Here is a 14,193-nt window from a genome sequence, read left to right on the forward strand (position 1 = left end):
ACGTGAGGCGCGACACACCGGACACACATGGGGAACAACCGAAACCCCCCAAACGTCTGACAAAGTACATACATAGGCGCCGAGCGGTTCACCGGACCGCAAAGCTCAGGAGAGATACGGAGGAGCCATGTACGCAACTCTGACCAGTCCAGAGCTGACGAAGGCTGACCGCTGCGATCGTTGCGGAGCGGCTGCCCGGGTCCGCGCCACACTCCCGTCCGGGGCCGAGCTGCTTTTTTGCCAGCATCACGCCAATGAGCACTCAGAGAAGCTGAGCGCCATGTCGGCAGTGCTGTACATCAGCGCTCCCGTCGAGGGTTAGTCGCCGCAGTTTCACCCCCGGTAACGACCGCTGACCATCCCATCAGGAATGCTGGTGTGGCCATGAGTGAGAAGCCGCGCCATGTCTCGATAGGTCGAGACGTCTTGCACGTGATGCGTCGCACCGCCGTAAAGAGTTGGGACGACTCGATTTTCGCGCAGTCAGCCCAAGCCGCTTTTTGGCAGGTGTTATCGCTACCACCGCTGCTGTTGGGCATCCTGGGGAGCTTGACGTTCGTTGGGCCGCTGTTCGGACCGGACACGCTGCCCGAGATCCAAGAGCGACTCCTGCGGGTGGCCAACAGCGTTTTCAGCAAGAGCGTGGTCGCCGAGATCATCGAGCCCACAATCATCGACATCATGCGTGACGGGCGTGGTGAGGTGGTGTCCATCGGATTCGTCATCTCGCTATGGGCAGGCTCCTCGGCGATATCGAGCTTTGTGGACTCCGTCGTCGAGGCACACGATCAGACACCGCTGCGACACCCCGTTCGTCAGCGGTTCTTTGCGCTGGGCCTATACGTCGCGGCGCTGGCGATGGCGGTGGTGACATTGCCGGTGATCGCCCTCGGACCGAAACGGATCGCCGAGGTCGTACCCGACTCGTGGAACGCGCTGTTGCGGTATGGCTACTTCCCACTGCTGGGTATCGCGCTGGTCGCCCTGGTGACGCTGCTATACCGGGTATCCCTACCCAAACCGCTTCCATCGCACCGTTTGTTGATCGGTGCGCTGTTGGCGGTGACGTTCTTTGTGATCGCCAGCCTGGGGCTGCGGTTCTACCTGAACTGGATCACGCAGACCGGATACACCTACGGCGCCTTGGCCACCCCCATCGCGTTCCTGCTGTTCGCGTTCATGCTCGGATTCGCGATCGTGCTGGGCGCCGAACTCAACGCCGCTATCGAGGAACACTGGCCGGCCGGGGCCACACACGCCCGTCAGCTGCGGGAATGGCTGAGCCCACAAAATGGCCAGAATGGTGCCGAGAGCGGCTCTGACGAGGCGACTCCGGACAGCACCGCCGAAGGCCGCTAGTCGCCCTTCTTCATCATTTCGTAGATGCGCTTGCAGTCCGGGCACACCGGAGAGCCAGGCTTGGCCGACCGCGTAACCGGGAAAACCTCACCGCACAGGGCGACCACATGGTTTCCCATGACGGCGCTCTCCACGATCTTGTCTTTCTTGACGTAGTGGAAGACCTTCGGAGTATCACTGTCGGTGCTCTCGTCGACGGTGGTGTCCGGACGCTCGATCGTCTGCGTGTCCATCCCTACATTGTGACATTGTGGAGATATGAGAAAAGAGCTGTCGTTCGATGACGACGGCCATCCGGTACTCATCACAGCGGCCGCGGTCTCGGTCGAAGAACAGCACCGCGCCCGGGTACGCCGCTATTTGTCACTGATGGCGTTCCGGATACCGGCCCTGCTGGGCGCCGCCTGGGCCTACAGCGTGTGGCACAACGGGTGGATCTCGCTGGCCATCCTGGCCGCCTCGATCCCGCTGCCATGGATGGCGGTGCTCATCGCGAACGACCGTCCTGCCCGCAAGGCCGAGGAGCCACGCCGATACGGGCCTCAGGAACATCGCCACTCGCTGTTTCCCACCGCTGAGCGCAGAGCGATTGATCCCGCTCCTCCGCCGCAACCGCGCACCCCGCCGGAAGGGTCAGCTGACCCGTCTTAGGGACAGCTATGTCAATTCTCAGGACATTCTCAGCTGCCGACGGCGAATCCGCAGGTCAGTGACGGCGCCGTCTGGGAACCTCAGGAACTTTCTGGGCCAACCAAGCGTTGCAACACATGAGACCTACGGATCAACTAGGAGGCAGCGATGGCAAACGCCACCACCCGTCCGGCTCGTACCATCGAGTCCGAGGATCTGGACGCCCAGAGTCCAGCCGCGGACCTTGTACGGGTGTACTTGAACGGCATCGGCAAGACTGCGCTGCTGACAGCGGAGGACGAAGTCGAGCTCGCCAAACGGATCGAGGCGGGGTTGTACGCCCAGCACCTTCTGGACACCAAGAAACGCTTGGGCGAAGCCCGCAAGAAGGATCTGGCTGTCATCGTGCGTGAGGGCAGCGCGGCACGCAGCCACCTGCTGGAGGCCAACCTGCGCCTGGTCGTTTCGCTCGCCAAGCGCTACACCGGTCGCGGTATGCCGCTACTCGACCTCATCCAGGAGGGCAACCTGGGCTTGATCCGCGCCATGGAGAAGTTCGATTACGCCAAGGGATTCAAGTTCTCGACATACGCCACCTGGTGGATTCGTCAGGCCATCACCCGTGGCATGGCTGATCAGAGCCGAACCATCCGCCTCCCCGTGCACCTCGTGGAGCAGGTGAACAAGCTGGCTCGCATCAAGCGCGAACTACACCAGCGACTCGGCCGTGAGGCCAGCGACGAGGAATTGTCGGAGGAGTCCGGCATTCCCGTGGAGAAGATCGGGGATCTGCTGGACCACAGCAGGGATCCGGTGAGCCTGGACATGCCGGTCGGCACCGACGAGGAAGCACCGCTGGGTGACTTCATCGAGGACACCGAGGCGATGTCCGCCGAGAACGCCGTGATCGCAGAGCTGCTGCACTCGGATGTGCGCAGCGTGCTGGGCACTCTCGACGAACGCGAGCAGCAGGTCATCCGGCTCCGGTATGGACTCGATGACGGCCAGGCCCGCACGCTGGATCAGATCGGCAAGCTGTTCGGGCTGTCTCGCGAGCGGGTGCGTCAGATCGAGCGTGAGGTCATGACGAAACTGCGCCACGGCGATCGCGCGGAGCGCCTGCGTTCGTACGCGAGCTAGTTGACCTACTACCCTGCCCTCGGGGCGCTGCGTTCTGGAAGCGCAGCGCCCCGATTTGCGTTGTAGATCGGTAGACTGAGCACGACCGTAAGGGGCGAGTAGTGAACGATCTTGTCGATACGACAGAAATGTATCTGCGGACGATCTACGACCTTGAAGAAGAGGGCGTCGTGCCGCTGCGGGCGCGCATCGCCGAACGGCTTGAGCAGAGCGGCCCGACTGTCAGTCAGACCGTGGCGCGGATGGAGCGCGACGGTCTGTTGAACGTCGCCGGTGACCGCCACCTCGAACTCACCGATAAGGGCCGCGCACTCGCGGTTTCGGTGATGCGCAAGCACCGGCTGGCCGAGTGCCTGCTGGTCGACATCATCGGGTTGCCCTGGGAGGACGTACACGCCGAGGCGTGCCGCTGGGAGCACGTCATGAGCGAGGACGTCGAGCGCCGACTGCTCACGGTGCTCAACAATCCGACCACCTCACCGTTCGGCAACCCCATTCCCGGCCTGTCCGAACTGGGTGTTGCCCCCGACCGGTCCGAGAATGCCAGCGCGGTGCGGCTCACCGAGATTGCCGGCGGCTCGCAGGTTGCCGTGGTGGTGCGCCGCCTGGCCGAGCACGTCCAGGCCGATACCGATCTGCTCACGCGTCTCAAGGACGCCGGCATCGTGCCCAATGCGCGCGTCACCGTGGAGTCCTCCCCCGAGGGCGTCATCATCGTCATTCCCGGTCACGAAAGTGTCGAGTTGCCGCATGAGATGGCCCATGCCGTGATGGTCGAGAAGGTCTAGCACCCCCGTCCGGATCACTGGATGTTCCTGGGCGGCAAGCTGATCTGTAATTCATGGGCGAGCCGGAAGCCGGTGTCGGCCAGGGTGCGAATCTCATCGGGGCGCATACCCGCACGCAGCGCAGATATCAGCAGCTGCCCCAGACGATGGCCCGGGTCGACCGTGAGCGCCGTCTCCAAAGCGACACCCGCTAGCGGGCCGTCGCCGCGCACGTAAGCGCTGAAGCCAAACAAGACCAAGGCTTCGGCACGCCATGGGGCGGGCAGCAGTCGGCTCAGCGCCAACCACAGCCGCTCCACATCATCGGCCAGCACGCCGACAGCCAAGGCACACACCGTGTCTCGAACGCGTACGACCGTCAACGAGCGAGCGATGCCCAGCAGCTCACGGTCGGACAGTGGACGGAGTTCTGCCGTCCGGCACGCCGCCCGCATCACTCGATTCACGGCGCGCCGGTCCGCCACGGCGTCGTCAGCCTGCCCCCGCACCCCCCGCCGCAAGGAAGTGGCCAGCGCGCTGGTGCGGTGAGTGTCGGTGGGAGCGATCAGCGCCACGAGGTCCTCTCGGCGGCGATGCACGGTCCTGCCCGCCAGTACCGCGGCCGCGGTCAGCGGTGAGCAGTCCGGGTCGTCGACGGGCCCGCCGGCACCACATCCGTCGTAGCAGCGCCACCATCCCTCAGGAGATACCCGGTCCACCGTGTGGCCGGCGATCAACGAAATACCTTGATGTTCAAGATGTCTGGCCAGCCGACGGATGATGTCGCCAGACTCCCGTTCATCCAGGTCCGCACTGATGACCACCGCGATCACCGCGTCGGCCGGCCCGGAACTCAACACCTCGGCCAATGTCTCGAGCGCCGCGTTATCGGGGTCGTCCAGGTCGTCCAGATCCCTGCGCAGTACCGCCTCGACCAGCCCCTTGGCGAGCGTGACGGCGACGAGGGAGTCTTCGGGAATGAACCCCAGCATTGCCGGCAGTGCCGCGATCAGGGCGGAGGGCCGGTTCAATCGAAAGTCGGGGCGACCGGGGGTCCCGGGAATCAGTGATGTCATGCCCGCACCGTGACAACGAGGACCGTCATCGCGCCGACGGCGACCTCACGTTGTGACAGCGCGTGCGGGGATCTGTGGATACCACCGCAATTGTGGACAACACGCCCATCGCCACCGCGCGTCCCTGAAAAGCCAGGTGATGGCCGGGCTCTGAGACGCCGGAAGCAGGACAGTCATCGCCGATCGGGTATCATTAACATGTCGGTAATCTTGCCGACCCTCAGGGCAGACCACTCGCTGGACGTTGGGCTCACCGCCCCGCCTCGATCCCGTCGCCTTCTCTGAGACTTCTCAGAGGATCCCATGTCTTCACTCTCAAGCGGTACTCCCTTTCTCGATGCGTCCGAACGGAGCGAAGGAACCCGTCCGGCAGCTCCCTTCCCGATGCCTGTTGGTTCCACCGCGATCGTCTACTGCGAGGGCCAATTCGGCGAGCAGGACGGCAAGACCGCCAACGGCCTGGTCCGGCACTCGGAGAAGTACGAGATCCTCAGCGTCATCGACAGCCTCCGGGCCGGAGTAGATGCCGGGAAATTCCTCGACGGCACCGCGAACGGCATCCCGGTGCTGGCGTCGCTGGCACAGTCCATCGCTCACGCCGGCCGCGTACCCGACTACCTGATTTGCGGGCTGGCGCCTGCCGACGGCCTACTGTCGAATGAGCAGCGGCTCGTACTGCTCGACGGCATCGCCCGCGGGATGCACATCATCAACGGCCTGCACGAGTTCCTCAACGACGACGCCGAGTTCGTGGCGGCAGCCGTCATCGCGGGCGTCACCATCACCGATGTGCGCCAACCGAAGGCCAAGCGCGACCTGCACCTGTTCTCCGGCCGGATCTTCGACGTCACCTGCCCCAGGATCGCGATCCTGGGTACGGACGGAGCCATCGGTAAACGCACCACCGCCACGTTGCTGGTCCAGGCGCTCAATGCGCGCGGCATCAAGGCGGTCATGGTCGGCACCGGCCAGACCACCTTGATCCAGGGCGGGAAGTACGGCGTCGCGCTGGACGCGCTGGTCCCCCAGTTCTGTTCGGGCGAGGTCGAGCACCAAGTCGTCGCCGCGTTCGAAGGTGAGGACCCCGACGTGATCGTGGTCGAGGGTCAGGGCGCACTCAGCCACCCCGCCTACATCACGTCGGCTCATATCCTGCGCGGCAGCCGCCCGGCCGGCGTGATCGTGCAGCACGCGCCAAAGCGCAAGGTGCTCGGCGACTTCCCGATGGTGCAGATGCCCACCGCGGCCAGCGAGGTCGCACTGATCGAGGCGTTCGCCGACACCCGCGTCATCGGGGTCACGATCAACCACGAGGAAATGACCGATGACGAGCTGAATGACGCTATCTCCGAACACCATTCGGAGCTCGGCCTCCCGGTTACCGACCCGCTGACACGCCCCTCGTCGGATCTGGTCGACATGGTGCTGGCGGCCTTCCCCGTGCTCGCGGCGAAGCTCGCAGGGAGAGCCGACACGACAACCCCGGTGTGACGCTTCGGCTCGAGACCGATCTCGACAAGGTCGAGCAGAACACGCGGATCCTGGTCGACCGGCTTGCCCGGGCGGGCATCCGGGTCACCGGCATCACCAAAGCCGTGTTGGGGTCGCCGGGCATCGGCGCGGCGATGCTGCGCGGCGGCGCTTACGGCCTCGGCGATTCCCGGATACCGAACCTCGCTCGGCTCGCCGATCTCGACCGATTACCGCTGCGCACGCTGATCCGCTCACCCATGCTCAGCCAGGTAGCACGGATCGTTGACGTCGCCGATATCAGTCTGAACACCGAGGCCGTCGTGCTGGCAGCGCTCGATCAGGCCGCGTCCCAACAGAAACGACTGCACGCCGTCGTGCTCATGGTCGAGCTGGGTGACCTGCGCGAGGGCATCGCGGTGGACGACACCGCCGAGGCCGTGCGGGCCGTTCTCGGGCACAGCTCACTGCGGCTCGCCGGGCTCGGCGCCAACCTCGCGTGCCAGAACGGTGTCGTGCCCGATGACCGGAACATGGGCATCCTCACCGGGCTCGCGGACGACATCGAGTCACTGCACGGGATCTCGCTCGAGGTCGTCTCAGGTGGCAACTCGGCGAACCTGAGCTGGGCGCTGCACACCCACGACGTCGGCCGGATCGACGAACTCCGGCTCGGCGAAGCCATCCTTCTCGGCGTCGACCCGCTGTATCGGACACCGATCCCCGGCCTACACACGGACACCTTCGTCTTGAGCGCCGAGGTCATCGAGGTCGCGATGAAACCGGCTCAACCCTGGGGAGATCGTGCTCAGGCAGCCTTCGGCGCGGCGCCGGTCCGCACGGGTAACTCGACTGTGCACCAAGCAATCCTGGCCCTCGGCCGTCAGGACGTGGACCCGGACGGCCTGCGGCCGCCTGAGGGCATCACGATCCTCGGGATGAGCAGCGACCACCTGGTGGTCGACCTCGGCGATCACTCCGTCACGGTCGGCGACGAGATTGACTTCGGTGTCGGCTACGGCGCGCTCGTGCGGGCGATGACGTCGCCCTTCGTCGCCAAGATCGAGCACCGCGGCCGTTCCCTCGCGACCGGGGTGACCCAGGGGCCAGCGCCGATCCAGGGCGGATACGGGCGCATCGCCAGTCGCTGATCAGCGGAAGTTGTCGTGCACCTTGAGTACAGCGGCGGTGAAGGCCTGATCCAGGAGCACCGCGTCGGGCTCGGTGCCCTGAAAAGTCATGTAGGTGGCCTGGATTCGAATATCGGCGATCTGCGCGATAAGCGACAAGGTCGTTTGTGTGCCGCTACCCGTCGCGGCGGGTGCCACCGTTTGATTGACCGCAACCGAATCATCGGCGTTGATGGGTGGAGCCACTGCCTGAGAAGCCGTTACCGTGCTCGGGATCTGATCCGGACCGGTGAAGGCAAACGAGGTGCAGCGCTCCAGCTGAGTCTTGTAGGTGGCCAGTGGCCGCGGCACACGAAACACCGCCACCGTGATGGTCGAATTGTCGGAGTCGTTGGTGCCCACCGCCACCGCCGCATCCTGCGGCCCGGCCGGGAGGGGTTCGGGTGCGCAGGTACTCGGGGCGACCGTCGCCGCGTCGGGAACACCCCGAATATCGCGGAGAGCGTGTCCGGCCGCAGTGGGGTCGAGCGTGGTGGCGGGATACTGGTGCGGGAAATCCGCCGGGGCCAGCAGCAGCGGGCCCACGGGGCCCGTCGGCGCCTGAAGGGCCGTTGTGGTGGTAGTCAGCGGGGACTGCGCACCACCCGATGCCTCGACGGCCGATCCGTCGATCGCCCGTGTGCAGGCGGGCGCCGTCACGGCGCAGCATCCAGCCACAACCATCGTCGCTACCAGCCGCGATGCCGCCACAGTCACATGCTGCCATCGGCACACCCGGGGCCCGAGGAGGCGCGCGCGAGATTCGGCAGGGACAACTGTTCATGTGACCGTGACGCGCACGGCATGCGCGATTCGGGGAATCGGCGTATGAGTACAACCATGACCAACGGTCTTCGCCCCCGCGGCTCCTCCGTGGCCGACACCCCCACCTACGACCTCGTCGTCATCGGCTCCGGCCCCGGGGGCCAGAAGGCCGCCATCGCCGCGGCCAAGCTGGGTAAATCGGTCGCGGTGATCGAGCGTGACAACATGCTCGGCGGTGTCTGCACCAACACCGGAACCATCCCGTCCAAGACGTTGCGCGAGGCCGTGCTCTACCTGACCGGCATGAATCAGCGCGAGCTGTACGGCGCGAGCTATCGGGTGAAGGCCAATATCACCCCCGAGGACCTGCTGGCCCGCACTGAGCACGTCATCCGCAAGGAGATCGAGGTGGTCCGCGCCCAGCTGCTGCGCAACCGCATCGATTTGATCACCGGCATCGGGCGGTTCGCCGATGAGCACACCGTCATCGTGGAGGAACCTTCCCGCGGCGAGCGCACCACCCTGCACGCTCACTACGTCGTCATCGCCACCGGCACGAAACCCGCCCGACCGTCGGGTGTGGCCTTCGACGAGCGACGAGTCCTCGACTCGGACGGCATCTTGGACCTGCGCTTCATCCCGGGATCGATGGTCGTGGTCGGTGCGGGCGTCATCGGAATCGAGTACGCCTCGATGTTCGCCGCCCTGGGCACCAAGGTGACCGTGGTGGAGAAACGCGACACGATGCTCGACTTCTGCGATCCCGAAGTCGTTGAGGCCCTTCGCTTTCACCTGCGGGACTTGGCAGTGACGTTCCGCTTCGGCGAGGAGGTCACCACCGTCGACGTCAATGACACCGGCACCATGACCACATTGGCCAGCGGCAAGCAGATCCCCGCCGATACCGTGATGTACTCCGCGGGGCGGCAGGGTCAGACCGATCAGCTCGACCTCGCCCAGGCGGGGCTCGAGGCCGACAACCGCGGCCGGATCTGGGTCGACGCGAATTTTCAGACCAAGGTCGATCACATCTATGCGGTGGGCGATGTGATCGGTTTCCCGGCGCTGGCAGCCACCTCGATGGACCAGGGCCGCCTGGCGGCGTACCACGCGTTCGGCGAACCTTCCAAGGGCATGACCGATCTGCAGCCCATCGGCATCTACTCGATCCCCGAGGTGTCCTATGTGGGCGCCACCGAGGTTGAACTCACCAAGAACGCGATTCCTTACGAGGTGGGCGTCTCGCGTTACCGCGAGCTGGCGCGCGGCCAGATCGCCGGGGATTCCTACGGCATGCTCAAGCTGCTGGTGTCCACCGAGGATCTCAAGCTGCTCGGGGTGCACATCTTCGGCTCCGATGCCACCGACCTGGTCCACATCGGACAGGCCGTCATGGGCTGCGGCGGCACCGTCGAGTACCTGGTCGACGCGGTTTTCAACTACCCCACATTCTCCGAGGCGTACAAAGTCGCCGCGCTCGATGTGATGAACAAGATTCGCGCACTCAACCAGTTCAAAGCCTGAGGGATTTCGCGTTGGGCGAATACCGCCCACCCTCCTGAGGAAACAGGAATTCGCATCCCGCCTGGGCCGTTGAGGCAGTAGGTACATTCGCCGTTTGCCTGCCGGTAAGGGACACTGGTGGGACGAGGGCGCGAAGGGAGGCGAACATGGCAAGCAGTAGTGACGGACAGCAGCAGCCGTACAGACCGGATCAGAGCGGCATGTACGAGTTGGAATTCCCGGGGCCCCAGCTGGCATCTGCCGATGGGCGCGGCCCTGTTCTGGTGCACGCGTTGCAGGGGTTCTCCGACTCCGGGCACGCCGTGAAGCTGGCCGCGGCACATCTGCGCGACACACTGCAGAGCGAGCTGGTGGCGTCGTTCGCCATCGACGATCTGCTGGACTACCGATCGCGTCGGCCGGTGATGACGTTCAAGAGCGATCACTTCACCGAGTACGCCACCCCTGAGCTCAACCTGTACGCACTCAAGGACACCAAGGGCACGCCGTTCCTGTTGCTGGCCGGCCTAGAACCAGATCTGAAGTGGGAGCGGTTCGTCACCGCGATCCGGCTGTTGGCCGAGCAACTCGGTGTGCGCAAGACCATCGGCCTGGGCGCCATTCCGATGGCGGTTCCGCACACTCGCCCCATCACGCTTACCGCTCATGGCAACGACCGCAAGACACTTGATGAGCATCCCGGCTGGATCGATGAGGTTCAGGTGCCGGGCAGTGCATCGAACTTGTTGGAATTCCGGCTGGCCCAGCATGGTCACGATGTCATCGGCTTCGCCGTCCACGTCCCGCATTACCTGGCGCAGACCGACTACCCGGAGGCATCACAACGCCTGCTGGAAGAAGTGGCCAGGACCGGCGAGCTGGATCTTCCGCTGCAGCAGCTCACCGAGGCCGCCGGCAAGGTGCGCAATCAGATCAACGAGCAGGTAGAAGGCAGCGAGGAAGTGGCTCAGGTGGTCCACGCGCTGGAACGCCAGTACGACGCCTTTGTTTCCGCACAGGAGAACCGCTCGTTGCTGGCACGAGACGAGGAGTTGCCGAGCGGCGACGAGCTGGCCGGAGAATTCGAGAGATTCCTCGCCGAACAGGCCAAGTTCGGTGAGGATCCGTCCCCCGACGGCCCGATTCTCTAGTCCGGTTATGCGCTCGCCGCGCCAAATTTGCCGCGACGGGTGAAAATACTCCACATGAATCCACCACCGAGGCTCCTGCGTCCGGTGCCGGATACCGAGCACGCCGACGGTGACGACACGGTACAACCCGCTAGCAATACGACCACGCAACCTCGGATGGCGTTCCGCACCATCCACGGTTACCGCCGCGCCTTCAGGATTGCGGGATCGGGACCTGCGCTGTTGCTGATCCACGGGATCGGCGACAACTCGGCCACCTGGGACAGCGTGCACGCGCAGCTCGCTGAGCATTTCACGGTGATCGCCCCGGACCTGCTGGGCCACGGACAGTCCGACAAACCACGCGCCGACTACTCGGTGGCGGCCTACGCCAACGGGATGCGGGACCTGCTGGCGGTATTGGACATCGACAAGGTCACTGTCGTCGGGCATTCGCTGGGCGGCGGCGTCGCGATGCAATTCACCTACCAGTTCCCCCATCTGGTCGAGCGGCTCATTCTGGTCTCGCCAGGCGGGGTGACCAAGGACGTCAACATCGTATTGCGTTGCGCGTCATTGCCCTTCGTCGGAGACGCGCTGGGGCTGCTGAGGCTACCGCTGGCGATGCCCATGATCCGGCTCGGCGGAGCGGTGGCCCGCGCGACGCTGGGGCGAGCCGGTATGGCCCGCGACATCCCCGATGTTCTGCGGGTTCTCGCTGATCTGCCCGAACCTCGGGCCTCGGCCGCCTTCACCCGGACTCTGCGCGCCGTGGTTGACTGGCGCGGCCAGGTGGTGACCATGCTGGACCGATGTTATTTGACCGAATCTGTTCCTGTGCAGCTTATTTGGGGTAGCGATGATCTGGTGATCCCCGTTAGCCATGGCCATCTGGCGCACGCCGCGATGCCCGGGGCGACATTGGAAATCTTCGACCGCTCCGGACATTTCCCGTTCCATGACGACCCCGAGCGATTCATCGCCGTCGTTCGCCAATTCATCGCCTCCACTGAGCCCGCTCAATACGACGAGGATGAATTGCGCCGATTGTTGCGCACTGGCGTCACCGAAGGCACGATCAGCGGGGCCGCGCGCACCCGGATGGCAGTGCTCGACGCCATGGGCACAGACGAGCGCAGCGCCACCTAGCCACGAGAGCTCAAGCGCTACCAGAGGTTTGCACAATTCGTGGGTACCTGAGTGCACAGCGCGCGGGAGACGTAGAGTCGAAGAATGAGCGTCGATGTCGCGGTTGTGCGCGTATTCACCGACCAGACAGGCAACTTCGGAAATCCCCTGGGGATCGTCAATGGCGCTGACGTCGCCGCGGCGGACCGCCAGGAAATCGCTACCCGGTTGGGTTTCAGCGAAACGGTTTTCGTCGATCTTCCTGCCGAAGGGTCCAACACCGCACATCTGCGGATCTTCACCCCGGCAGCCGAACTGCCCTTCGCCGGACATCCGACGGTGGGATTGGCGTGGTGGCTGCGCGAGCGCGGAACACCGGTCAACACCTTGCAAGTTCCCGCGGGTGTGCTCCAGGTCAACTATGACGACCGCACGTGGATCCGAGCCCGGTCCGAATGGGCCCCGGAAACCGATTTTCACGAGCTGGACTCCCCCCGCGATGTGGATGCCGCCGACCCCGCCGACTATGCGGACGAACTGCTGCATTGCGTGTGGTCGTGGCAGGACCGCGACGCGAATTTGGTGCGATCACGGGTGTTCGCCTTCGACCTGGGCGTCAACGAGGATGAGGCGACCGGATCTGTCGCGGCGCGGATGACCGATCTATTAAGCCGCGACCTGATCGTCAACCAGGGCAAGGGGTCGCAGATTCTCACGCAGTGGAGCCCAGAGGGCTGGGTGACGATCGGTGGCCATGTCGTCGCCGATCAATCGTTGGTATTGAACTAACAGCGCGTCGACCCAGCCGAAGATCAGGATCCGGTCGGTGCGTCCCGATGGGCGCGCAACGCGGCGATCTCACGTTCGAAGTCGTCGGCGGAGCTAAATCCGCGATACACCGAGGCGAAGCGCAGATAGGCGACCTCGTCCAGGTCACGTAGCGGGCCGAGGATGGCCAGGCCCACCTCGTTACTGGGAATCTCTGGAGACCCGGCGGCCCGGACCGCATCTTCGACCTGCTGGGCAAGCAGATTCAGCGCATCGTCATCGACATCGCGGCCCTGACAGGCCCGGCGCACGCCCTTGATGACCTTGTCGCGACTGAACGGCTCGGTGACACCGCTGCGCTTCACAACGGCCAGCACAGCGGTCTCGACAGTGGTGAAACGACGGCCGCACTCCGGGCACGATCGCCGTCGACGTATCGCCTGACCTTCATCCGCTTCACGGGAATCGACAACGCGCGAGTCTGGATGACGGCAGAACGGACAGTGCATTACTGCTCCTTCGCCGGTTCTGGACTCCAAGTCACTGGGCTGGGTGGGCTGACACACAGCGCAGCGCGCCCAGACCGGTCTCGAGGATACCCGTGCTCCCACACGTTCGAAGGTCACGCCCGTTCGCCGATCAGCCGACCGGAGAAACCAGCGTCTGACCGGCTTGTACTGTCGCCGAGTCGAGTTCATTGAGTTCACGGATCTTGGACACCACCGCCGAGCGCGGGGCATCCGGCGCGACACGCGAGGCCACGTCGGCCAGGGTCTCGCCGGGCGCGACCTGGACGACCGCCACACGCTCCGGCACACCAACTCCCCCGACTCCGGCAGCACTGACCTGGCCGAGCATCAGCAGCCACATCGTCGCCACCGCGGCACCCACCGAAACAACAATGGTCGCCTTCAGGCTCACCGGACGACGACCATGCACCCGATGCGGCACCGCCGATACCCGGACACCGGTGCCCCGGTACGCGGCCGGCCGGCCGGCGGGCCTCCGATAGGCGACGGTGCGCACCGGCAGCGCCCGACGCTGAGTCAGCGGGTACTCCGCGCTGTAGGCACGTGCCTGCGGGGCGTAATCGCGTGACGCGTACTCGGCAGCGCGAGACCGCGGTGTGGTGAGAACGTTTGTGCTCATCTGTGTGCCCTTCCTGTCCTGTCGATCGGTAGGCCCGTTCGCTCTTATGTTCGAATGTACTCGATCATGTGTTCGATGTCCGAACATGTGATCGATTTGTAGCATCCGCCACCGACAAGTGGTCTTGAGCTGCACGAAT

16 protein-coding genes are annotated in these 14,193 nt (G+C 64.7%); 11 read left to right on the forward strand and 5 right to left on the reverse strand.

Translation table 11 applies throughout. The features are described 5' to 3' along the window. Positions 1-127: 127 nt before the first annotated feature. On the forward strand, positions 128-322 hold the full coding sequence (locus B4394_RS16450) for a DUF7455 domain-containing protein (RefSeq protein ID WP_078310948.1): 195 nt from the start codon (positions 128-130) through the stop codon (positions 320-322). Positions 323-384: 62 nt separating this feature from the next. Beyond that, a complete protein-coding gene (locus B4394_RS16455) occupies positions 385-1,359 on the forward strand; it encodes a YihY/virulence factor BrkB family protein (protein ID WP_078311135.1) in 975 nt (324 codons plus the stop codon). Here B4394_RS16455 and B4394_RS16460 read toward each other — a convergent pair. Further along, a complete protein-coding gene (locus B4394_RS16460; RefSeq protein WP_078304143.1) occupies positions 1,356-1,592 on the reverse strand; it encodes a DUF3039 domain-containing protein in 237 nt (78 codons plus the stop codon). The two genes, B4394_RS16455 and B4394_RS16460, sit on opposite strands and share 4 nt — an antisense overlap. 25 nt (positions 1,593-1,617) lie before the next feature. Between B4394_RS16460 and B4394_RS16465 the strand changes: the two genes are divergently transcribed. From B4394_RS16465 to B4394_RS16475, 3 genes are all read left to right on the forward strand, one after another. After that, entirely contained in the window at positions 1,618-2,010 is a 393-nt protein-coding gene (locus B4394_RS16465; protein WP_078310949.1) for a DUF3099 domain-containing protein, read from the forward strand. Positions 2,011-2,157: 147 nt separating this feature from the next. Continuing rightward, positions 2,158-3,129 (forward strand): sigma-70 family RNA polymerase sigma factor, encoded by a 972-nt coding sequence (locus B4394_RS16470; RefSeq protein WP_078310950.1) that lies wholly within the window; start codon positions 2,158-2,160, stop codon positions 3,127-3,129. Positions 3,130-3,230: 101 nt separating this feature from the next. Next, a complete protein-coding gene (locus B4394_RS16475; protein WP_070923741.1) occupies positions 3,231-3,917 on the forward strand; it encodes an iron-dependent transcriptional repressor DtxR in 687 nt (228 codons plus the stop codon). A 14-nt stretch (positions 3,918-3,931) separates the two neighbouring features. Here the strand turns inward: B4394_RS16475 and B4394_RS16480 are convergent, their stop codons facing one another. After that, the gene (locus tag B4394_RS16480; RefSeq protein ID WP_078315711.1) at positions 3,932-4,972 is read right to left on the reverse strand and encodes a DUF4192 domain-containing protein; all 1,041 of its coding nucleotides are present in this window, start codon (positions 4,970-4,972) and stop codon (positions 3,932-3,934) included. 303 nt (positions 4,973-5,275) lie between these two features. Between B4394_RS16480 and B4394_RS16485 the strand changes: the two genes are divergently transcribed. Beyond that, positions 5,276-6,463, forward strand: coding sequence for an N-acetyltransferase DgcN family protein (locus B4394_RS16485; RefSeq protein ID WP_139360255.1), 1,188 nt, complete (start codon positions 5,276-5,278; stop codon positions 6,461-6,463). Further along, complete coding sequence (locus B4394_RS16490) at positions 6,460-7,593, forward strand: alanine/ornithine racemase family PLP-dependent enzyme (protein WP_078310953.1); 1,134 nt, start codon at positions 6,460-6,462, stop codon at positions 7,591-7,593. The genes B4394_RS16485 and B4394_RS16490 overlap by 4 nt, the downstream gene beginning before the upstream one ends. Here B4394_RS16490 and B4394_RS16495 read toward each other — a convergent pair whose 3' ends face one another. Beyond that, the gene (locus tag B4394_RS16495) at positions 7,594-8,328 is read right to left on the reverse strand and encodes a hypothetical protein (protein ID WP_078315712.1); all 735 of its coding nucleotides are present in this window, start codon (positions 8,326-8,328) and stop codon (positions 7,594-7,596) included. 123 nt (positions 8,329-8,451) lie between these two features. On the opposite strand from B4394_RS16495, the gene sthA reads away from it, so the two are divergent. From sthA to B4394_RS16515, 4 genes are all read left to right on the forward strand, one after another. Further along, complete coding sequence (gene sthA / locus B4394_RS16500; protein WP_078310955.1) at positions 8,452-9,900, forward strand: Si-specific NAD(P)(+) transhydrogenase; 1,449 nt, start codon at positions 8,452-8,454, stop codon at positions 9,898-9,900. A 146-nt stretch (positions 9,901-10,046) separates the two neighbouring features. Next, on the forward strand, positions 10,047-11,030 hold the full coding sequence (locus B4394_RS16505) for a proteasome assembly chaperone family protein (protein WP_078310956.1): 984 nt from the start codon (positions 10,047-10,049) through the stop codon (positions 11,028-11,030). Between the two features lie 156 nt (positions 11,031-11,186). Continuing rightward, on the forward strand, positions 11,187-12,158 hold the full coding sequence (locus B4394_RS16510; protein ID WP_502688403.1) for an alpha/beta fold hydrolase: 972 nt from the start codon (positions 11,187-11,189) through the stop codon (positions 12,156-12,158). Between the two features lie 84 nt (positions 12,159-12,242). Then, positions 12,243-12,926 (forward strand): PhzF family phenazine biosynthesis protein, encoded by a 684-nt coding sequence (locus B4394_RS16515; RefSeq protein ID WP_078315713.1) that lies wholly within the window; start codon positions 12,243-12,245, stop codon positions 12,924-12,926. 23 nt (positions 12,927-12,949) lie between these two features. On the opposite strand, the gene nrdR is transcribed toward B4394_RS16515, so the two are convergent. Continuing rightward, complete coding sequence (gene nrdR / locus B4394_RS16520; RefSeq protein ID WP_078310959.1) at positions 12,950-13,414, reverse strand: transcriptional regulator NrdR; 465 nt, start codon at positions 13,412-13,414, stop codon at positions 12,950-12,952. 130 nt (positions 13,415-13,544) lie between these two features. Continuing rightward, entirely contained in the window at positions 13,545-14,054 is a 510-nt protein-coding gene (locus B4394_RS16525; RefSeq protein ID WP_078310960.1) for a LysM peptidoglycan-binding domain-containing protein, read from the reverse strand. Between the last annotated feature and the right edge of the window lie 139 nt (positions 14,055-14,193).

Origin of the sequence: Mycobacterium sp. D16Q16 (genome assembly GCF_002013745.1) — a bacterium.
GTDB lineage: Bacteria > Actinomycetota > Actinomycetes > Mycobacteriales > Mycobacteriaceae > Mycobacterium.